This is a genomic window from Fictibacillus sp. NPDC058756, assembly GCF_042746035.1.
Lineage (GTDB): Bacteria > Bacillota > Bacilli > Bacillales > Fictibacillaceae > Fictibacillus.
On record NZ_JBHYPU010000001.1, the window covers coordinates 3,223,461 to 3,245,159 of the forward strand.

20 protein-coding genes, 5 pseudogenes and 1 riboswitch are annotated in these 21,699 nt (G+C 35.6%); of the genes and pseudogenes, 5 read left to right on the plus strand and 20 right to left on the minus strand.

Annotated features, from left to right (window positions below):
• Positions 1–11 precede the first annotated feature (11 nt).
• The 4 genes and pseudogenes from ACFW35_RS16535 to ACFW35_RS16550 form a co-directional block, all read right to left on the minus strand.
• The gene (locus ACFW35_RS16535) at positions 12–1,082 is read right to left on the minus strand and encodes a sensor histidine kinase (protein ID WP_379847278.1); all 1,071 of its coding nucleotides are present in this window, start codon (positions 1,080–1,082) and stop codon (positions 12–14) included.
• Entirely contained in the window at positions 1,075–1,773 is a 699-nt protein-coding gene (locus ACFW35_RS16540; RefSeq protein ID WP_379847280.1) for a response regulator transcription factor, read from the minus strand. Before ACFW35_RS16540 ends, ACFW35_RS16535 begins: the two co-directional genes overlap by 8 nt.
• 144 nt (positions 1,774–1,917) lie before the next feature.
• Positions 1,918–3,203 (minus strand): annotated as a pseudogene (locus ACFW35_RS16545) (MFS transporter).
• A 2-nt stretch (positions 3,204–3,205) separates the two neighbouring features.
• Positions 3,206–3,418 (minus strand): hypothetical protein, encoded by a 213-nt coding sequence (locus tag ACFW35_RS16550; RefSeq protein WP_379847281.1) that lies wholly within the window; start codon positions 3,416–3,418, stop codon positions 3,206–3,208.
• Positions 3,419–3,536: 118 nt separating this feature from the next.
• On the opposite strand from ACFW35_RS16550, the gene ACFW35_RS16555 reads away from it, so the two are divergent.
• Positions 3,537–4,427, plus strand: a complete 891-nt coding sequence (locus tag ACFW35_RS16555; RefSeq protein WP_379847283.1) for a LysR substrate-binding domain-containing protein — start codon at positions 3,537–3,539, stop codon at positions 4,425–4,427.
• Between the two features lie 236 nt (positions 4,428–4,663).
• On the opposite strand, the gene ACFW35_RS16560 is transcribed toward ACFW35_RS16555, so the two are convergent.
• Positions 4,664–5,611, minus strand: a complete 948-nt coding sequence (locus tag ACFW35_RS16560; RefSeq protein ID WP_379847284.1) for a nucleoside hydrolase — start codon at positions 5,609–5,611, stop codon at positions 4,664–4,666.
• Between the two features lie 203 nt (positions 5,612–5,814).
• Positions 5,815–6,449, minus strand: a pseudogene (locus tag ACFW35_RS16565) (SpoVR family protein); the annotation flags it as partial.
• 251 nt (positions 6,450–6,700) lie between these two features.
• Here ACFW35_RS16565 and ACFW35_RS16570 point away from each other — a divergent pair.
• The gene (locus tag ACFW35_RS16570; RefSeq protein WP_379847544.1) at positions 6,701–7,207 is read left to right on the plus strand and encodes a DUF3231 family protein; all 507 of its coding nucleotides are present in this window, start codon (positions 6,701–6,703) and stop codon (positions 7,205–7,207) included.
• Positions 7,208–7,346: 139 nt separating this feature from the next.
• Here the strand turns inward: ACFW35_RS16570 and ACFW35_RS16575 are convergent, their stop codons facing one another.
• Entirely contained in the window at positions 7,347–7,577 is a 231-nt protein-coding gene (locus ACFW35_RS16575; RefSeq protein ID WP_379847286.1) for a WGxxGxxG family protein, read from the minus strand.
• A gap of 178 nt (positions 7,578–7,755) precedes the next feature.
• Here ACFW35_RS16575 and ACFW35_RS16580 point away from each other — a divergent pair, with 178 nt between their 5' ends.
• A complete protein-coding gene (locus ACFW35_RS16580; protein ID WP_379847287.1) occupies positions 7,756–8,058 on the plus strand; it encodes a hypothetical protein in 303 nt (100 codons plus the stop codon).
• 350 nt (positions 8,059–8,408) lie between these two features.
• Here ACFW35_RS16580 and ACFW35_RS16585 read toward each other — a convergent pair.
• From ACFW35_RS16585 to ACFW35_RS16640, 12 genes and pseudogenes are all read right to left on the minus strand, one after another.
• Positions 8,409–8,573, minus strand: a pseudogene (locus ACFW35_RS16585) (stage V sporulation protein R); the annotation flags it as partial.
• A 564-nt stretch (positions 8,574–9,137) separates the two neighbouring features.
• A complete protein-coding gene (locus ACFW35_RS16590) occupies positions 9,138–9,599 on the minus strand; it encodes a CarD family transcriptional regulator (protein ID WP_139343125.1) in 462 nt (153 codons plus the stop codon).
• A gap of 450 nt (positions 9,600–10,049) precedes the next feature.
• Positions 10,050–10,682 (minus strand): annotated as a pseudogene (locus ACFW35_RS16595) (SpoVR family protein); the annotation flags it as partial.
• Between the two features lie 191 nt (positions 10,683–10,873).
• Positions 10,874–11,125, minus strand: coding sequence for a hypothetical protein (locus ACFW35_RS16600; RefSeq protein WP_379847289.1), 252 nt, complete (start codon positions 11,123–11,125; stop codon positions 10,874–10,876).
• Between the two features lie 731 nt (positions 11,126–11,856).
• Complete coding sequence (locus ACFW35_RS16605) at positions 11,857–12,396, minus strand: GNAT family N-acetyltransferase (RefSeq protein ID WP_379847291.1); 540 nt, start codon at positions 12,394–12,396, stop codon at positions 11,857–11,859.
• Positions 12,397–12,518: 122 nt separating this feature from the next.
• Positions 12,519–12,986: a DUF4188 domain-containing protein gene (locus ACFW35_RS16610; protein ID WP_379847292.1), complete on the minus strand. Its 468-nt coding sequence runs from the start codon at positions 12,984–12,986 to the stop codon at positions 12,519–12,521.
• 184 nt (positions 12,987–13,170) lie between these two features.
• Positions 13,171–13,449 (minus strand): hypothetical protein, encoded by a 279-nt coding sequence (locus tag ACFW35_RS16615; protein ID WP_379847294.1) that lies wholly within the window; start codon positions 13,447–13,449, stop codon positions 13,171–13,173.
• Between the two features lie 163 nt (positions 13,450–13,612).
• The gene (locus tag ACFW35_RS16620) at positions 13,613–14,068 is read right to left on the minus strand and encodes a DUF4304 domain-containing protein (protein WP_379847295.1); all 456 of its coding nucleotides are present in this window, start codon (positions 14,066–14,068) and stop codon (positions 13,613–13,615) included.
• A 266-nt stretch (positions 14,069–14,334) separates the two neighbouring features.
• Complete coding sequence (locus tag ACFW35_RS16625; protein WP_379847297.1) at positions 14,335–14,670, minus strand: hypothetical protein; 336 nt, start codon at positions 14,668–14,670, stop codon at positions 14,335–14,337.
• 111 nt (positions 14,671–14,781) lie between these two features.
• The gene (locus ACFW35_RS16630; RefSeq protein WP_379847298.1) at positions 14,782–15,075 is read right to left on the minus strand and encodes a hypothetical protein; all 294 of its coding nucleotides are present in this window, start codon (positions 15,073–15,075) and stop codon (positions 14,782–14,784) included.
• A 191-nt stretch (positions 15,076–15,266) separates the two neighbouring features.
• Positions 15,267–15,899: pseudogene (locus ACFW35_RS16635) on the minus strand (SpoVR family protein); the annotation flags it as partial.
• 180 nt (positions 15,900–16,079) lie between these two features.
• Positions 16,080–17,519, minus strand: a complete 1,440-nt coding sequence (locus ACFW35_RS16640; protein WP_379847300.1) for a hypothetical protein — start codon at positions 17,517–17,519, stop codon at positions 16,080–16,082.
• 281 nt (positions 17,520–17,800) lie between these two features.
• On the opposite strand from ACFW35_RS16640, the gene corA reads away from it, so the two are divergent.
• Together corA and ACFW35_RS16650 are read left to right on the plus strand one after the other, a co-directional pair.
• A complete protein-coding gene (gene corA / locus ACFW35_RS16645; protein WP_379847301.1) occupies positions 17,801–18,754 on the plus strand; it encodes a magnesium/cobalt transporter CorA in 954 nt (317 codons plus the stop codon).
• Positions 18,755–18,793: 39 nt separating this feature from the next.
• A riboswitch (M-box (ykoK) riboswitch) is annotated at positions 18,794–18,956 on the plus strand.
• Positions 18,957–19,170: 214 nt separating this feature from the next.
• On the plus strand, positions 19,171–20,142 hold the full coding sequence (locus tag ACFW35_RS16650; RefSeq protein ID WP_379847303.1) for a magnesium transporter CorA family protein: 972 nt from the start codon (positions 19,171–19,173) through the stop codon (positions 20,140–20,142).
• 57 nt (positions 20,143–20,199) lie between these two features.
• On the opposite strand, the gene ACFW35_RS16655 is transcribed toward ACFW35_RS16650, so the two are convergent.
• Entirely contained in the window at positions 20,200–21,609 is a 1,410-nt protein-coding gene (locus ACFW35_RS16655; protein ID WP_379847304.1) for a SpoVR family protein, read from the minus strand.
• Positions 21,610–21,699: the final 90 nt, after the last annotated feature.

Below are 21,699 nucleotides of genomic sequence, written 5' to 3' on the forward strand. Positions count from 1 at the left end.
GGAGACTTTTTTTATTTAGGAAAACGAATATGGACTTCAGTACCTTTACCAGGTTCACTTTCAATCCAGATTTGGCCGTCATGAGCTTCTATGATTCTTTTAACAATGGTCAAACCAATTCCGCTTCCGCCATATTCTCTATTTCTTGACTTCTCGCTTCTGTAAAAACGTTCAAACACATGTTCAACTTCATTATTTGGAATTCCTTTTCCTGTATCCTTTACCGTAATATGAACGTGATTAATTTCTTCCGCAGCTGTAACCTTTACATTTCCACCAGCAGGAGTGTAGGTTAATGCATTGCTTAAAAGATTGATAAACACCTGAGTCATACGCTTTGTATCCAGCCTTAATTCAATGGGAGCGTTAGAACTACTTTCAAGTCTGACACCTTTCTGTACATATGAAGCTGATACTGCTTCAATACTTTTGTAGATAACTTTATTTAAGTCCTCTTTCTTAAGCTCAAGGACAGATTGCGGAGATTCCATTTCGGTAAGGTGTTCAAGATCTTGTACTAATAGTATCAGCCGTTCTATTTCTTCTTTAAGCGAGTGAATTCTCTCTTGCGTTGGATGAAAAACACCGTCTTCAAAGGCTTCAAGATGACTTTTGATGGTCGCTAGAGGTGTTCGTAATTCATGCGCAATATCTGAAGTCATATTCTTTCGTGCTGTTTCTTGTTGCTGAAGCTGTGAGGCTAACTGATTAAGAGAGACGCCCAGATTATTTAATTCATCGTTGCCTAATGTTTCGGTTCTTACCCCAAGGTCTCCCTTAGCCATTTTTTCTGCCGCATTCCTCATTTGAATAAGTGGAGTGGATAAGCTTTTGGCAACAAAATAACTAATGATGGTGACTAAGAGGACTGCTCCAATTGATGTCCAAAGTATAGAACTTAACAAGGCCTTTTCAAAATGATGCGTTAGTGGACTTATACTATTAAAGTCTGGTACATCTTCTTTAAACATACTCAAATGATAATGCACCTCAAGCATGATAATGATACTTGCAATGATAAGAATTGATGAAGCAGCAAACACAAAACTAATCGCTAATCTTGCATGCAGTCCTCTAAACATGAGAACTCCCTCCTGTAAATTTATACCCCATCGCAAAAACGGTAACGATATACTTTGGTGCCTTTGGGTTGCTTTCAATCTTTTGACGCAGGTTCTTCACATGCTGATCGATTGTTCGTGTGCCGCCTTCATAATCAAACCCTAGAATCTTTTCAATCAGTTCATCTCTAGAGAAAATACGGTTTGGATGTCTTGCAAAAGTAATCAGCAATTTATATTCATTTGGAGTAAGGTTTACTAGCTGTCCCTTTACATACACCTCTTGTTTGTTAGCTGCTATCGTAAGTTCACCATCGTTATATGTAATCTGTTCAGCTAATAATTCCCTATCCCCTGAACGTCGTAAAATCGTTTTCACTCTCAAAACAAACTCACGGGGACTAAATGGTTTTACCATATAATCATCAGCACCTATTGATAATCCTTTAATTCGATCTTCTTCATTTACTTTTGCAGTCAGCATAAGGATCGGAACGCTAAATTGTCTCCGTATCGTTTGGCAGATCTCTTCTCCACTCATATCCGGCAGCATTAAATCAAGTACGACAAGATCCACATTGTTACTAGAAATATAGTGAAGAGCGTCCTTTCCGTTAGACGCTTCCAGAGTCAGAAATCCATCTTTCTTTAAATAAGAAGAGACCACTTCCAGTAATTTTGGTTCATCATCAACAATTAAAATGGTTTTCATTTAACGTCTCCTCCAGCTTGATATATCTGTATTATAACTGAGCATAACAAAAAGCACGCAATTAAGCGTGCTTCTCAGAATGCAGATTTAAACACTTGTTTAAGTTTACCGCCAAAAGTTTTTATACAAACAGTCCCCTTCTTATTACAATCCTCTATGCTTGATAATTTTTTTGCTGCTTCCTCGAAAATAAACCACAACTGGAATCAGCATTAAGGACAATACTCCCCCAGCAAATGATAATGCTGCATAACTGGAGTAAGCTACAATCATTCCAGACATAGCTCCTCCAGTTGCCCCCGCCAATGCTATTAATACATCAATCGTTCCTTGAGTTTGAGCCCGGGTTGAAGACTCTGTGGAATCCACTAATATAGTGGTGCCGCTAATTAATCCGAAATTCCAGCCTACTCCAAGTAAAGAAAGAGCAATAATTAGAAGAAACATAGAATCACCTGGGGCAATCGCTGCTATCACTCCTGCAAGAAGCAATGTGATTCCTGAAGCAATAACCATCGCAGTACGGCCAATTTTATCAACAAGGACACCTGTCACGAGTGAAGGCAGATACATCGAGCCGATATGAACACCAATGACTAGACCAATTTCGCTAAGACCGTGTCCATGATGTTTCATGTGAACAGGAGTCATTGTCATTATAGCAATCATCACAAGCTGTGTAAGATTCATGACAGCTGCACCGATTGCAATGCCCCTTTTATCGTTTGATTGTTTACTATTTGTTAAAGATACTTTATTAACTTTCTTATTTTTACTAGATTCCAACATTTTAACGATTAAGAAAGGATCTGGACGCAGCAAAAGAAAAATTATAAGACCAGCTATTAAAAATGCAGTTCCCGATAAGATGAAAGGTCCTGCAAGGGCCGGAACACCAATAGATGAAGCAAAATCCCCCATCACAACAACTAAGTTTGGACCTGCAAAAGCACCAATTGTTGTTGAAACTAAAATAATACTAATCGCTGTCGCACGCTGGTTTTGATTTGCCAAATCAGTACCTGCATAACGAGCTTGTAAATTTGTAGCTGTACCCGCACCGTATATAAAAAGAGAAACAAATAATAGCAAAAGGCTATTTGTTATAGCAGAAATAACAATACCTAACGCTCCAGCCCCCCTGCAAAAAATCCAATCGTTAACCCTGTTCTGCGTCCATACCGTTGAGAAAGACGACCCACTATAAACGCAGCTGCTGCTTAACCTATTGTAAAAAGGGCAGCAGGCAAACCTGAAAATGCATCTGTTCCCATCATTTGCTGTGCAAGAAGTGCACCCACAGTAATTCCAGCAGCTAGTCCAACCCCACCAAAAATTTGCGAAATGCTTACAACAAACAATGTTCTCTTATATATCTGTTTTAAATCGCTATTTCTCTGATCTAATGTTTCTATTTTTTCATTTAGCATACTTATACATCCCCTGTCTTATTGCCAGCAATCTTAACAACGTCTTTCGCAAGTGCTATATGCTCTTCTTTTACTTTTAGAAGGATGCAGGATGAAGATATTTCAAGTTTAAAGGGAATTCCCCATGTACTTAATAATTGTTGAACCTTAAATGACTCACCAGAACTTATCGTTAAATGGACTAAATATATTGGGTTTCTTTTAAACCAAGACATAAGATCCTCTCCCGAATAAGTTACCTTTCTTCCATTCTATTCTTAATTGAAATATAATAAAAATGCATATTTATAATAACCTCTATACGGTTTCGTTATGAAAAAGGAGAAGTAATCCATGGATTTTTATCAGCTTAAAACGTTTTATCATGTTGCCAAGCAAAAAAGTTTTACACGCGCTGCAAATGAACTCTCCATTAGTCAACCAGCTGTTTCAAGACAAATAGAATCAATGGAAAAGAAGTTTGGATTAACTCTTTTCCATCGCGTTGGAAGAGAGATTAAATTGACCGATTCTGGTTTGGTTTTGTTTGAAATGGCAGAAAAAATTCTCTCTTTAGTAGGCAAAACGGAATCTTTTATGGAAGGAATGAAAAATCTAGAAAGTGGATCAATCGTGGTTGGAGCTAGTACTACAATCGGGAACTACTTGATGGCTCCGATTGTCATCAATTTCATGAAAAAATATCCTGGTGTAAGCATTAAATTAGAAATCCAGCCAACGGATGAAATTCTAATTAAAGTTAAAAATAATTTAATTGATATAGCTATAATTCCTGAAGTACCTGTAATTACATCGGTAATTAACGAGATTCTGCTGCAGGATGAGATTGTCTTGATCGCAAAAAAGAACCACCACCTTACTAAGAAGAAAAATTTAAGACTTGAAGACATAATGAATGAGAAGTTCGTAATAAGAGGGCAAGATTCAAATACACGTAAAACTATTGAAAAGCACCTTAAACAACATGAGGTTCATCTTCAAAAGTATATTGAACTAGACTCAACTGAAGCGATCAAACAAGCCGTTTTAACTGGAGAATACATCAGTTTCGTTTCTAAAAGAACGATTCAAATGGAAACAAAGTTTGGAGAGATTCAAGTATTAGAAGGAAAAGACTTAAGAGCCCTTAGAAACTTTCATATCGTCCGGCATAAGGAGACTTTCCCCAGCCCTGCAGTAGATGCATTTATTAGATTTATTAATCATGACTCCTGTGTTATTTAAGCAAAATAAGACGCTTAAATCCTAAGGGAATTGAGCGTCAATTTTTTATTCTGGAGCAGACGCAGGTTTTATGGACCAATCTAACCGTTGCATCGATTTTTTAAAATTTACCTCCACTAAGAAGAGAACAAAAAAGCACGCCAGCAGCGTACTTTTTTGTTCTTGATAAACACTTGTTTAATTTTAAAGATGCTTCCGATGTACTGTCTTTCCATCAAATGTGAACTATAATCGCTCTATCTTCTTGTTAAAAGGGTATCTATAATGCTTTGTTTAAAGGCTTCATAATTAAAAGAAAAAGCGACACTATGGGTTCTATACTCTGGGTTTGTTGTAAAGCGAAAGTCAGCAATGCTTTGTCCAAAGCCTTCCCCTCTATCAGGTATAACTTTTATTGGCACTCTCGAAACGTTCACAAACTCTGGATACAACATGAACCATATCGTCATAAAATCATGCATAGGACATCCTTTTATACCTGGGTTTGATTTAGAGTAAAAATTATAATAATAGTCCAACATTGGTTTGATTATGAGTCCTGCGGGATCCTGAGTATTCTGATGGAATCTATCAATCGTTTGAACCATTTCGGGAGTAACGAGTGCGTTTTGTGTAATGTTTAATGGAATTATCGTCAAATTTCTAGCATGAAGCAAGACTAGATTTGCTGCATAGGGGTCAGAGTAAAAATTGGCTTCTGCTACGGCTGTTACATTCCCTGGATAGAAGAACGCTCCTCCCATGCAAATATACTCCTTTACTTTCTTCATCTTTTCTAAATTAAGAATAAATGTAGTTGCTAACGAAGATAATCTTCCAAGGTTGATGATTGTGATATCCTCTATATTTGCATCTATTATCTGATAAATATCATTAATTGGGAAAACTGGGTAAGGAATATCTGGAGGAATGATTGGACCTAAGCCGGCTTCTCCATGTACTTCTGGAAAAAACTGAACCGATATGCCAGTTAGTGGAACAGATGCACCGAGAAATACAGGAATTTTTTCTTGTCCCATAATGTACTTTATATAATTAATATTCCTAATGGCATTTGTTCTCGATACATTTCCATAGTCAGCAACGATTCCCAATATTTTTACGTCTTTTCGAAAAAAGGCATAAATAAGAGCAAAAGCATCATCTATTCCCAAATCCGTAAAAAGAAGAACCTTTTTGGGCATACACATTCCTCCTTATCTGAAAATGTATATGACACAAGTTATAATTAAAAGAACAATAATCATGAAAACAATGTGATATCAGAATTTTTAACTCAGCTATATTTAATACGAACTTGTTTGACCAAGGAAATTACAAAAAGCACGCCAACAGCGTGCTTTTAACTTTATTTTTTAAACTTTATTTTTTAAACACTTGTTTAATTTTACAGGTACTTCCGATGCACGGTCTTCCCATCAAACGTGAAAATAACAGGCTTCTGCTCAATCTTCGTTTCCATATGAACTGGACGTCCCCATAGATGATGGAGGTGCGGCATTACTTTCTCCAGATACATCACATCGAGTTCCATATCTTCATAGCTATGATTGAGATAGAGTTCTCCGTTCTTCATGTAATCCGCATCATTTACTGTGATATACGGAAAACCTCCGTTTACACGCATACTAACGTGCTGATCACGGACCTCTTCCCACTGTTTATCGACGATTTTGTATTCCTTCCCCTGCTTTTGAAAAAGGTACATGTCTTCCCGCTGAACTTGATCCTAGTTAGATAGTTTCGGATGAATGACATGTCGGATTCCAGTTCACGGACTTCGAACATTTTTTCGCGTCCTGATCCTGGTTTTACGCCTTGTCTTATTAACTCCTCGTCTGGATTGTTGTATCGTTCTTCAATGTCTTTAAATACTTGAAGTCCTAAGTAATACGGATTGATTGATGTTTTCGAAGGCTGAACGACCCCCGCGTTAAGTTTCGCGAACTCGATCGTCTCATGAGAGGTTAAGTCCATTTCTTGTAGAATTTTGGCGTGCCAATAAGACGCCCAGCCCTCATGTTGGTATAGGTGCTTCTTCCATAGAACCCTTATTTTCAGATAGACTACATAAATAATCCGAATCGGAAGTTATTCAATTAACGGACCCGTTAGTTGAAGAAGCACTTCATCTTCCAATGAAACAATGTCTGCCCTAATAATTTTTTAGTATGAATAAATCCGATTTTAATAACTAATAATATTCCCTGTGTTCTATATCCTTTTAAAAGGAGTAAATCATGAATTTTCAAAAGACGATTAGGAGTGTAGTTATGGGAATATTAAGTGGTAACCCACAAGATGAACCAATGCATTATGGTGAAATTTTTGGAACTTGGACTAACCTATTAACGAATAATGGATTAATTGCTGGCTACCAAGTTTATATTAATCACACTGGTGATCAGGATTTAAAAAAGCTAATTGAAGAAGCCATTCAAGGTTTGCAAAATGAAAATAAACAACTAGAAGAGCTTCTAAAAACTAATGGGATTGGTTTACCTCCTGCACCACCAGACCGCCCTATTGCTAAATTAGAAGATATTCCTGTTGGAGCAAGATATAGTGATCCAGAAATTAGTGCGTCAGTTTCAAAAGATGTAGCAGCTGGACTAATAGCGTGCAGTCAAGTAATGGGTCAATCTATCCGAGAAGATATAGCAATGATGTATGGTCAGTTTCATTTAGCAAAGGCTCAATTTGGTGCTAAAATGTTAAAACTTAATAAAGAAAAGGGATGGCTAATTCCGCCTCCATTACAAGTTAAAGCCAGTGAATAATTTTTCAAGACCTCAGGGCAATATTTTTGCCCTTTTTTAGTTACATCCATCCAACAAACCACCACTTCAAATCTTATTTTATTAATGGAAAATAAAAAATACCCATTTGTTTAAAATGGGTAGAAAATATAAGTTTGGATTAGTCTTTTCGGTCATCTCTTCTTCTTCTACCTAATAACCCTGCCAGACCAATTAAACCGAGCCAGCCCCAATCCATATCGTTATCGTCATCATTTGTTGCTGCAACATTTCTTGTCATGTTTGTATTATTATAATTGTCATTATTATTTGCTGAAGCAATATTCCCACCGAACAAAAGTCCTATTGATAAGATGATTGGTGTAATAAAAGCTAGTTGTTTTCGTTTCATTGTATTTCTCCTTTTTGCTTTATTTTTTATACATAAAGTAGTATCCTCAGTGTTTATATTTTTTTATTCGTATTATTGTAAAATCTTTCTGGTGTATCTGTACTAGCACCTTTTTTAAAATGGTTGGATATAATGATTTTTATTTTTCAACCCAGATGGTAAAAAGGAGTGCGATTCAATGGATGAAAGAAATATGCAGGAACAATGTAAAAAACATATTGGTGCTAATATGCTTCTTGAAACCACGGATGGACAAACGGTTGATGGTATCATAGAAGGTACGGAAGACCCAGGCGTTACAATGATGGTTTCCGAAGAGATGAATACAGAAGATCGTGAATTTGTCCCAGGTGGATTTGGTGGCGATGATGATTTTCACCGCAGACGGTTTCCATTTCCCTTTATAAGAAGAATATTTTATTATCCATATTACTACCCGACAGGTTACGCTCCTCCTTATGTATATTCATATCCATATTGACCTTGTTAATTAGACTCAACAAAGTGTTGAGTCTAATTTATTCTCAAAACGGAATTAGTTGTCTTACCTAAAACAATATTTTTCTCCAAGGGTCGTGGCATGGAAACTTCTCTTTCTGCACTTTCTACATCTATTATGTATGGTGGTTGTCTTCTTAAAGAAAGCGATTCAAAGTCGTTAACCGTCATCCATAAACTCGGCCTTCAATTCTTCCACTTTCTTGTCCGATTGTTGATTAGAAAGGAAAGGTGACTCTTTAACTAAAATGCCCTTAGTTAAAGTACAAAGACAGCGAAAAAAGCACGCCAGCAACGTGCTTTCCTTTTTTATTTTAAACACTTGTTTAAAATTTAGAGATACTTCCGATGCACCGTCTTCCCGTCATAAGTGAACAAAACAGGCTTCTGCTCAATCCTTGTCTCCATATGAACAGGACGTCCCCATAGGTGATGAAGATGCGGCAATACTTTTTCTAGATACTTCACATCAAGCTCCATATCTTCATAGCCTTCCTTCTCCTAAGGATTTCAGATCGAACTTCTTATAATAACGAATGCTCAACAATCGCCCGATTGTTGAAGAACAATCTTAACAATCGTTCTAGAAATTCCTTCATTTTTTTTCGTTGACCATATATTTAGATGTTACCAACTGGAGTATCTCTATTTTGAAAAGAAGATAAACAATTACTATTCACAGACACTGTGGATGTAAGAAATTCTTAAGGAAAGAGATGAGATTGATTGTTTTTTCTACTAAAAATAATCACTTAGATATACCTAAAACAATGAAAGCCCTACCTCTCTTCCATCCTTACGGTTCCTTGTCCGTGCCAGTGTGAATCAGTATTACAAATATCAAGTGATTATTATATCGAGTTTTTTGATAAAACTTCAAATGTTTGTAGAGGAAGTCTAAATAATAAAAATGGATTAGATTGTAGAAATAACAAAAGAGGTTAATGTTCTAAAAGTAAGTTGAAGAAGTTGAATGTCTTTGAAATGATTTACTTTTAATCATAATATTCCCGAAAAAATTCAGATATTTATTAGAATGCAATACATTATCTATAATTAACCTTAACAGAAACTTTTTATTTGATTTTCAGTGATTCCTTTAATTACTTCCAGTTCACTAATCAAAAATTCATATGCATTATCCAACATTTTTTTTTCGCTTCCATTAAGTGCTTTATCTTTCTTCATACGCATTAAATCACGTACAACTTCAGCACCTTCCTGTATTTCACCCGTTTTAAGTTTGTCCGTGTTTACTTTATACCTTTGTTTCCACGTTAGTAATCTATCTGATTCTCCATGCTGAAAAATGTGTATAATTTGTTTTAATGCAAGTAGATCAGTAACTGGTCGTATACTTGAACTCAATATTTTACACGTTGGAATCATAACTTGCATATTACTGATTGACATTTTTATAACATAATACTGTTGTTTTCCCTCTGGGAATTCTTTTTCTTCTATGGCTTCAATTATACCTACTCCTTGCATTGGATAAACAATGTTATCGCCAATTTGGAACAAATAATCCACCTCCATATATGGTAACCTTCTAAAGCATACCATATAAGCATTTTTTTATCAAAAATTTAATAATAACACGGGTTTATTTTCAGTGTCAATAAATTTTTTTCAATAAATCAGATCAAGCAAAAACAACATAAAACAATAGGGAACGTGTCGGATTCCCAATATAAGGGCGAGGTCAATTGTTCGGTGAATATCCTGAAACCTCGACTAATTAACATAGATCAGTTTTTCCTTGAAGGTCAAAATTGTGGGTAAACTGCTTAGTTTCATTGAACTCCTTCTTCAATAAAACTGCTACTTTAACGGAATATCTTATAATTTCAAGATTACCATCAAAATCCCTTCCTTATTCCAAAATATGGATCGTTTATTGATGAAGAAAGACTACAAAAAGCACGCTAGCAGCGTGCTTTTTAACCTTTACTTTTAAACACTTGTTTAAATTTATAGATACTTCCGATGCACCGTCTTCCCGTCAAACGTGAACAATACAGGCTTCTGTTCGATCCTTGTCTCCATGTGAACAGGTCTTCCCCACAGATGATGAAGATGTGGAAGCACCTTCTCAAGATACTTCACATCAAGTTCCATATCTTCATAGCTATGATTGAGGTAGAGTTCTCCATTCTTCATGTAATCTGCATCATTTACTGTGATGTACGGAAAACCTCCGTTTACCCTCATACTAACGAGCTGATCGCGTACTTCCTCCCATTGCTTTTCGACGATCTTGTATTCCTTGCCTTGCTTTTGGAATAGATACATGTCTTCCCGCTGTGCTAGATCTTTAGTTAAATAGTTTCGGATGAACGACATATCAGATTCGAGTTCGCGGACTTCGAACATTTTTTCACGGCCAGAGCCTGGTTTAACGCCTTGTCTGAGCAGTTCCTTACCTGGGTTGTTGTAGCGTTCTTCAATGTCTTTAAAAATCTGGAGTCCCAGATAATATGGATTGATGGATGTCTTGGATGGCTGTACGACACCCGCGTTTAGTTTCGCAAATTCGATCGTTTCATGTGAGGTTAAGTCCATTTCCTGCAGGATCTTGGCGTGCCAATAGCTAGCCCAGCCTTCCTTCTCCTAAGGATTTCAGATCGAACTTATTATTCAGATAGCTTATTCCACAATCGCACCCTTTAATTTAAGTACATTTTTTCACAAACTCAGTTTAATTATAGGAATGTGGCCCCGTTACTTGAATAAAAAACAAGCTTTGTATTTCAGACCAATCGTATCTGTAAAAAAAAGCATAAAGTATACAAAAATTATTCAAACACAAATATTGCTAATATTAAACACACAAAAATAATTGCCAAATAGATAATGATGAAAATCCTGTATTTACCCCAAAAATTTAATTTAAAATCTTGCCTTAACTCTTTTGTGGAATTCAATCCAATAATTAATATTAAAGTTGAAAGGAAATAACTGTATTTAAAATAGTGATTCATAATTGGTGTGAGTATTGCTAATGTGATGACTAGTACCCATAACCACCATTTTTCATTTGCTTTCATTCAATCACCTTCAATTGAGTTATTACCTCTTTTAATGAACTAAACTGCTACTTTTGTTGAATAAGAACCATTCGGCAAATGTGCTCAACGTTAAGGATTCCAGTCACATGCCATCCCATCTCCGTCTCAGTCAAGATCATGTGGATCTTCATCAGAGCCTCCATTTGCCTCAAAAAACAACTGTGCATCTTCTTGAGTATCAAAATCACTGCAATTATGGTCGATACTAGTTTCGCTATAAGGATTTTCATCTTCCTCATAGTAACTTATAGTTTCATTGTTGCTTCCATAATATGATGATAACCACATACCTAATATAATTGCAGCCGTTACACATATTACAGGAAGGATTTCCTTAACTTTCTTGGGTGAAAATAACCTCTTTCTTTTTTCCTTTTGTTTATCCAAGTCACTAGAATTAAAAGCCCTACTATAAAAACAGCAACCTGTACGCCGTTTAATTGAAAATTATCATTTGATACGCTGCTATCCTCATTCAATTCAGTAGCACTATTGGTTTCATCTTTAGATAAATGAACAGCTCTAAGGATCTTAAACTAACTTGCACTCTACTTACCTTGTTTTTTACTAATATGGATAGCAATAATTGTAATAATTCCTAATTCAATAAGATTTGATTAGATATTTAATTCCAATTATTTCAAATTTAATTAAGCAATCCCTTCTTCAACAATCGCACCCGATTGTTGAAGAAATAAGTTTCATCAAAGTTATTCGGCCAAAGCCTTATACATTGAATAGTCTACTTCACCCATGATTACTGCCAATCCATTAGCACATAGCTCCATAGCCATTAAATATTCATTCGCAGGAGGCAGGTTTTTCTTAGATGCATAAATACCGAAATCAGTTGAAGTTCTAAATCCAAACTGCCGATAGTAACGATAATCCCCTTCAACAATAATTCCTTTATATCCCTTTTTAGCTGCTCTTTCAATGCCTGCTTGTAGCATAAATGTACCCACACCCTGACCTTGCCTTTGAATAGCAACTGAAACCGGTGATAGCATTAGAACTTCATTTTCATACTTATTACTTATTGGAAATTTTGAAAGGATAAAGTGGCCGATAATCGTTCCCTCTTCCTCTACAACTATATCAAGCTCAGGTATATAGAATTGCTTTTCTCTAATTTCTTTGACTAGAGCTCTTTGAACAATTCCGTCTGAATTCGGAGTGTTTCTGAATACTTGATATACAAAATCTTCTGTAAAACTATATTCTTCTTTTTTTACAGCTCTAATTTGCAATTTAACACCTCAAATCTAAATACATTGTCATTAAACACTCCTTTAATTCAATAAAAAAGAGCACTTCTCCTTCTTGAAGAAATGCACCCGATTGTGGAATAAGTTATTACTACCAACTATATCTATTTATTAGTTCTCTCTCTGGCTGAGTTCGTTTTTTTAGTTACAGGAGCTATAGAATACGCTTGAGCTAGCCCAAATCTTGGCATATTATTGTAAATTGCCTCTGCATTATTTTTAGTGATCCTGTAACTCTCATGATAAATACCAACGGTTCCATCGTTTCCTATTTTATTATTAAATTCTTTCCAGGCAACCAAATGTGTTTTACCATGAGCGTAGGCTTCGAGCTGTTCAAAACTTCTCCAATATTGAATCAGGGTTATCCTTCTCCAACTAAAAAGAAACTCAGTATGAAGAAAACCTAATTGAGGATTTTGATATAATTCTCTTATCATTGGACCCATAGCTTTAAAAACTGGAATCCACTTATTAAAAGAGAAAAATTTATTAATACGCATTCCTATGATAAACAATACAAAATCATCATCTACTTCTGCTATATATCTTCCTTTATTAATTTTATTCATAAGGATATCCCCTTTTTTATGGTTCAGTAATAATATAAGTATATCTTAAATTAACAATAAATGGATAAATCAATATGATTTTAGCCTTAATTAAATCAAAAAGTGCATTTCCTCTTTTTGAAGAAATGCACCCGTTGAATAACCAAAGCTAACAACCCGTTAACCTAACAATATTAATTTTGTTTTATCCACTAAAGAAGACCCATAAAGCAAAAGCACCAATTATAACTGGGATAAGTGCTGACAACATAATAATCACTTTCGCTATATAATAGGATTTATTAGCTATCTTTTGGAAAAGTGCAAATTCTGGATCCCACACCCACAAAGACTTATCCTCACGAAACCATCTCCACTTTTTAATTTCTTTCCGATGCTCTTCTTCTGTATATTTAAATAAGACCCAAAAGAAAAAGAGTATTCCAGGAATAAAAAACATCAAACCTACTATTAAAGCATCCATATATCTAGTTCCTTTTTATTGCTTTATTTTGCATCTATACGTTTCCTATGTCCATAAAATTCCAATCAATCTTTATAAACTAACTTACCCATTACTTTAATAAAAAAGTGCACTTCTCGATCTTAAAGAAATGAACCCGTTTGTTTAATAAGGAAGGATATGTTCAATCAAAATTTATTTCACCTTGTTGTTTCGCTTTTTTCTTAATAATCCGAGCTATTTTATCTGAATTCCACCATTCTTCGGCTTTGGGTAAAAGAGAGACAACCTCATATACTAATTTTTCGTAAATATTATCTGGAACAGGTTCTTCGTCATATCTAAATGAGTCGTGCTCCTCTGTTGGTTCAAGTCGTGTATATGGAACGTGGTGAGTAGTGTTCACCTTATCTGGGGGAATAGAAGGTCCACCCTTAATGCTAAATCCATTGATTGGCGAGGCACCAATTTCAACTATAAACCCACCACCATACTTATCAAAGAAGATTGAAAAAAGGTCAATTCGGGTATCTAATCTTCGTCGAAAATGAGGAAAAGTTCCTTTAAACCCCTTTTCTCTTAATAAAGGTATAAGAATTGATTTCAGTACTTTAATCATTTCATCACGTTCAGAAGCCATAAAGAACTCCTTTTTTTTAACTACAATTATTTCTCAAATTATTTTATCCCAATATTCCTTCTTTATCTAACCTAATAAAAGGGCACTTATCTTTCTTGAAGAAATGTATAACGTTAAAGATAATTTTTTCATTCTTAAGTTCTCCTTAATATCCTTATAAGATATATCGGTAAAATTCAGGTCTAATTCACTAAATTGCCCTTAACTTCAATAAAAAGAGCACTTCTCCTTCTTGAAGAAAAACACCCGATACTTGTATATCTATTTTACTTTTTCTTCTCATACCCTTTTCCTATTACTGTCTTTTTGTCTTTAGCAATATATACAACAAGTTTTCCTGAAGAATCGTCTTCGGTATGGTTAAAGGTTATAGTATAAATCGTTTTACCGATTAATTTTTTGCCTAATTTTTGACCTAATTCTTCACTAACAGTTATTTCTTTGACTACGGAGTCCTTAGGAGATACTGGAATTTTATTTTGCTCTTCATTTGTTAAGTAATTAAAGGCAATCATTTCTATCGGCAACTTATCATTTTTAAATATTTTACACCCAGTAATAAGAAAAGTAAGACATATAACTATAAAAATTTTAGTTTTCACCTTCAAATTACTACTCCTTTTTAATCAATTAGTTAATTAAGTTACTCCGCAATCCTGCTACGTTTGTTGAAGATTCATTTAGTTTTATCAGCAAATAAAAACTTGTTCTATTTAAGTGTTATTTAAAATTTTAATTATTGCTTTTTTTAATTTAATTGACTGATATTCTTGATTCTGAAAAGTAATATCCATTATTTTAATATGATATTCTATATACTCTTTATAGCCTTCAGGATACATATAAATCTTACCTTCATCCATTGCATTCCTCACAACAGTAAATTTTCTTTCATCATCTATTTGTGACCAATGCTCAACTAAAAGATCATCTTCCGCTATATCAAAAACACTCTCTTTACTTGAACATCCAATTAATCCTACAAACAAAATAATTATTAAAAACAATAACTGAATCCGTTTAAATGAAATGTAAATTTATATTACCTCCGTTCATTTTTTATTGTTACTTATTTCCATTTAATAAATCGTTTTCCTTCTAATTCTTTAAAGTACCTGTTAGCTAAAACTAAATACAACAAAAAGCACGCCATTAGCAGCGTGCTTTTCCTCATTATTTTTAAATATTTGCTTTAATTTTAGAGATACTTCCGATGAACCGTTTTCCCATCAAACGTGAAGAGTACGGGCTTTTGCTCGATTCTCGTCTCCATGTGAACGGGACGCCCCCAGAGGTGATGGAGATGCGGCAATACCTTCTCTAGATACTTCACATCGAGTTCCATATCTTCATAGCTATGATTTAGGTATAGCTCTCCATTCTTCATATAGTCTGCGTCATTGACTGTGATATAAGGAAATCCACCGTTTACCCGCATACTCACGAGCTGATCTCGAACTTCCTCCCATTGTTTGTCGACGATCTTATATTCTTTACCCTGCTTTTGGAAAAGGTACATGTCTTCCCGCTGAGCTAGATCTTTGGTTAGGTAGTTTCGGATAAACGACATGTCGGATTCCAACTCGCGGACTTCGAACATTTTCTCACGGCCAGATCCTGGTTTAACGCCTTGCCTAATCAGCTCTTCATTAGGGTTGTTGTAGCGGTCTTCGATGTCTTTAAAAATCTGTAAGCCTAGATAATACGGGTTGATCGATGTCTTTGATGGTTGGACTACCCCAGCGTTCAGTTTCGCGAACTCGATCGTCTCATGAGAGGTTAAGTCCATTTCTTGGAGAATTTTGGCGTGCCAGTAGCTAGCCCAGCCTTCCTTCTCCTAAGGATCTCAGAGAGAACCCTTTAAATTGAGGGAAATACCTCCTACAATCACATCCCAAGACTACCCAAATAAGCCTCCAAATTAACAAGGATACTCATTGATTTTGATTATATAATCACACAAAAAGCATTACCAATTTAAAGCTACTGGTAATACTTTTGGCAAAACACTTTAAAATTCTTTTCGTTGTCTTTGTTTTTCCTTGAACCATTTCACAATGCTCGTTACCCCTAAAACGGAACCTACAACTAATCCACTAAGTGTGATAAACAGTGCGATGTATTCAAATATTGAGTAATCAGCAACCTTGCTCCATTCGATGTTTCCTTTTAAATCTTCAATGACTTGATTCATACCGTATATTCCACCCACAACGGTATATAGCGTAAGGATCAATAAAAGATAACTGTTTCGTATGGAAGACAATTTATCCTGATATTGAAATAAACTGGCCAAAGTATCCTTAACATCTTGATACAGTTCATTACTGCCGAATAATTTCCTTAATTGGGTGAAGACTTCTCTTCCTTGGGTTTGTGTTGCCAACTCCAAGAAAAAATATTTTGATGAAAAATTGGTGATGGATCGAATCAAGTCTTCAATTTTATCAATATCTTTTTCTAGCTTTACTTTTGAATATTCGTTAGATAGTTTCAATAGTACAATTTTATGGAAGAGATTAAGGAGTAACCCATAATAATACTCACCATACATCTGGTTAACTAGATCATCCACTTTAGCCTTTTTCTGATTGGTTAAACAACAAAAGATATGTTCATCAGTAACGTAATAGGTATCAGGAGCCCATCTACTGTATGCCTGTCTCTCAACATATTCGTCAATATATTTCATACTACTTGAACCTATACACGGTTCTCCTTCTTCGTTCAATCCATCCAGTTGACCTGCTCGAAAAACATCCGTGTTATCAATTTCTGTTCCTTCTTTAAAACTAAAGAATCCCTGTACATACATTCGCTCATCAATGAAATAGGGTAACGTCTCAAAGTGAGAGCCGCCGACCTCTCCTTTATTAAAAAAGGGGAGGATGTTTGGGACTAGTGCATTAAATATAAAATTTTCAACCTGATCAAATGACTGTTGGTTATAAATGATTTGACTTTTTTTATCCAGATGCGTTCGGTCCTCTAGTACTCTAAATCGTGCAGCAAATTCAATCCCCTCATCATAGGGTATGCTCTCTTTATTAATTTCTGTTCGTACGGTGAGAAGACCTAATTGAAAAGGACAGATGAAAAGGTCAACTGAATGTATGATAAAAGGTAGATTAAAGGTTTGAGAATTGAATTCTGCATGCATGCTCAATTTTTTCGAATATCTTTGAAAGCCTTTATCTTGCCTTGATTTTGGGAATAATACATTTGCGGTAAAAGGCAAGTAATAATGTTCCATATTTCGATGCGACACTTGATGATGAGGTCCGTAATAAGCAGTTTCTAAGTCTGTGTCCTGAAGGTTGAATCTTGTGTAACCCTCACTTTCAAGCTGGTCCATTAACTCACGTTCCTTGTCACTTTTCAAAGAGAAGGGGAAGACAAATTGAAAGAGAGCATTATTTAAATTTTTATTTGTTATGTTTACTTGGTTCATCGGTTGGCTCCCTTATATTAAAGTTATGATATATTTTCCTCATTCCTTATATGAATAAACGTAACTGTGCAATAATGTTTAAAAACCTCCATAACAAGGAAGGCACCTGTTAAAAGGAGGGGGGAAATGATGTTTTTAAAACTTTTAGGAATAGCCTTAATCATAATTGGGTTAATTTTTGTGCCCTTTGGCCTTAGTTTTTTTTCAATTTGTTTTCCTTTAGTTGGGGTGTTCCTTTTAATTGATAATCTAATATTAAATAAAGATGAGTAGGAGACCTTATGCTACGAATAATTGCAGTAGATCATCAAAACAAACTACTAATTGACCCTTCACTCGAAACATTACGAAATAACGCCATCAAATGGTACTGGGTAGATTTTAGCAACCCATCTGTAAATGAAAGTGAATTGCTCAACGATTTTTTTCAGTTTCACCCCTTGGCGGTAGAAGATTGCCTTCATTCCTTACAACGACCTAAACTAGAATATTATGAAGACCACAGTTTTTTTGTCATTCATGCACTTGACGCGGAGACACTAAACTCTAATGAGGTCGATATTTTTTTGGGAGAGAATTTTGTAGTCTCCTTCCATTTGGAAGACAATGTTGAGATTACACAGTTATTTAATGTGATTCAACGCACAAAAAACTTATCTCAAATAGGACCCACTGAGGTAATCCATAAGATTATGGATAAGATCGTAGATACATATTTCCCTATCCTCCAGCAAGTTGAAGATCACATTTTAGCGATTGAAAGTGAATTTAATATTTCTAACCAGACAATAATCCAAGAAACCTTTTCAGTTAGAACCGATCTACTGAAACTTAGAAAATCCATACTACCGATGCGTGAATTATTTTATCGAATCACTGAATCCAAACGGCTGCCGATTCCAAATAAGAAGATGGCTTACTTTCATGACATTCATGATCACTTAATTAAATTAAGTGCAATGGTTGATTCTAGCCGTGATATGACTTCTGAAATAAGAGATAACTATATTTCTCTAAACTCATTCCGAATGAACAGGATCATGAAGACATTAACGGTGATTACTACGATCTTTATGCCCTTAACTTTTATTGCAGGTATTTATGGCATGAATTTTGAAAACATGCCTGAACTGGAATGGCATTATGGGTATTATATTGTTCTTGGAATTATGTTTTTTGTCGGGTCAGGGATGATTAGCTATTTTATTAGAAAGGGCTGGTTCAGAGAGGATTGACACGATATCCCCAATGGCATATAGTGTGGTTAGTTGAATAAAGTCTTCTGTTAGGTGAGGCTCCTGTATAGAGATATGCTGCTGCCCAAAAATGTCGAGAGACGCCAATGGGTCAACAGGAAAGATCGGATTAAGGTCTTTTTTAACGTAGCTGGTGAAAACCTATGCTATACAGTGCTAAAACTCAACATGGGGGGACTTTGTAGTGGTATTAATATTGCTATTAAAGCTCCTTTTTGATTAAAGGGGGCTTTTTTTATTGGAGGTGAGGATACAGTGAGTACGGATGACCCCAATTCGGGAAATTCATATCCATATTACAACGAGGCTGCAAAGGTACTTTTTGTATCCTCGCTATAAGTTAACGCGAGAATACCAATACCTTTCATTGCCTCAAAAAAGAAGAGGTGAAAGTGATGATTAAAACATATTTTTATGACAATGACACACAAGAAACAAAGGTTGATATTGATTTAACTAAAACAAAAGATTACCTAAAAAACCCTGACAATCTATTGTGGATAGATATTTTCGACCTAAGTATACAGGAGTTAAAAGAAGTAGCTAAGATCTTCGATTTCCATCCATTAGCCTTAGAAGACTGTCTACATGACAGTCCAAGAGCAAAAGTGGATAATTACGAGGATTATAAGTTTTTTGTTTTTCACGCTTTGCGTTATAACGAGGAAAGCGATAATGAAATCACAACCCTTGAGTTAAATGTTTTTGTAGGTGAAAATTACGTCGTAACCATCCATAAACACAAGTTAAAATGGCTAGGTAAGATGGATGCCATTTGTTCCAAACATACGAGGTATATGGATAAGGGAGCAGATTTCCTTTTATATGCTCTTATTGATGGTATCACGGATGAATATTTTCCTATCTTAGATCGCATCAGTATCCGTATTGATGAATTAGAGAATGAAATTTACGATGAAGAGGTCCGAGGAGTTACCGAAGAGTTCCTTGCACTAAAAAGGACAATTATTTTAATTCGTCGTGTCATCTTACCACAACGCCGAATCTTCCTAACAGTTGATGGCAAATGGAAATTTGATATTCGGGAAGAAAACGTTCCTTTTTATACTGATTTGATCGATCATCTTGAACGAATAGTGGATTCATCGGAGACGTTTAGAGATTTGGTAAACAGTGCTCTAGACACTTATTATTCAATTATCAATGCTAAGTCTTCTGAAAAACTAAACGTTTTAACACTGATTTCAACCATCATGTTACCCCTTACATTCGTAACAGGATTTTTTGGAATGAATGTCCCACTACCATTTCAGGATAACCCTAGGTCCACAATTGTTATTTTTGTTTTTTTAATAATACTGACTTGGGGAATGTGGAGATATTTTAAGAAAAATCAGCTTTTATAAGAAAAAAGACAACGAAAAGCACGCAGCAGCGTGCTTTTTCTTGTAAACATTTTTATTTTAGAGATACTTCCGATGAACAGTCTTCCCATCAAACGTAAACAAAACTGGCTTCTGTTCAATCTTCGTTTCCATGTGTACGGGACGTCCCCAAAGGTGATGAAGTTGCGGCAATACCTTCTCAAGATACTTCACATCGAGTTCCATATCTTCATAGCTATGATTGAGATATAGCTCCCCATTCTTCATATAATCTGCATCATTTACTGTGATATACGGAAACCCTCCGTTCACCCTCATACTAACAAGCTGATCTCGAACTTCCTCCCATTGTTTGTCGACGATCTTATATTCTTTACCCTGCTTTTGGAAAAGGTACATGTCTTCCCGCTGAGCTAGATCTTTGGTTAGGTAGTTTCGGATAAACGACATGTCGGACTCCAACTCGCGGACTTCGAACATTTTCTCACGGCCAGATCCTGGTTTAACGCCTTGCCTAATCAGCTCTTCATTAGGGTTGTTGTAGCGGTCTTCGATGTCTTTAAAGATTTGTAGCCCTAAGTAATATGGGTTGATCGATGTCTTCGATGGCTGCACGACGCCCGCGTTTAATTTGGCAAACTCGATCGTCTCGTGAGAGGTCAGGTCCATTTCTTGTAGAATTTTAGCGTGCCAGTAGCTAGCCCAGCCTTCGTTCATGATTTTTGTTTCAAGCTGCGGCCAGAAATAAAGCATTTCCTCTCTCATCATTGATAATATATCCCGCTGCCATTCTTCGAGTTCACGGCTGTATTGCTCGATAAACAGAAGAATATCTTTTTCTGGCTGAGGCGGAAAAGATTTTTTCTTTTTCAGTGCAGGCTTAGGACCTTTTTTATCATCGATTTTCCATAAGTCATCATAAGGCGTTTCTTTCTTAGGTGTTATTTCATCATCTTCCCCAAATACATAGTTTAGCTTGTTCCTAACGATTGAAGGGTCGATGTGTTCTTGAATAGCAAGTACGGCATCAAGAAACTCTTCCACTTCTTTTTTTCCATAAAGAAGTTCGTACTGAGCCACTCGTTCTGCAGTAGCTGTCATGCACTCTACCATGTCCCTTCTTGTGTTTGAAAAACGGACATTATTCTTAAAGAAGTCACAATGAGCAAGAACATGGGCAATGATGAGCTTATTTTGTATCAGTGAGTTTGTATCTAGCAAAAATGCATAACATGGGTCTGAATTGATAACCAATTCATAGATTTTGCTCAATCCTAAATCGTATTGAAGCTTCATTTTGTGAAACTGTTTTCCGAAACTCCAGTGTGAAAATCGTGTGGGCATTCCGTACGCACCAAACGTATAAATAATATCTGCCGGACATATCTCATACCGCATAGGGTAAAAATCGAGGCCAAAGTGGTCTGCAATCTCAGTAATTTCAGCAATTGCTCTTTCAAGCTCTTTATTTTGCAAGTCCCAGTTCATGTTTTCCCCCTCCTGCTTTTTCCTTACTTTTAACTGTATGAAAGAAAACGGACATTCATGAGAAAACAAGAGCGAAAATCGGACGTGTTT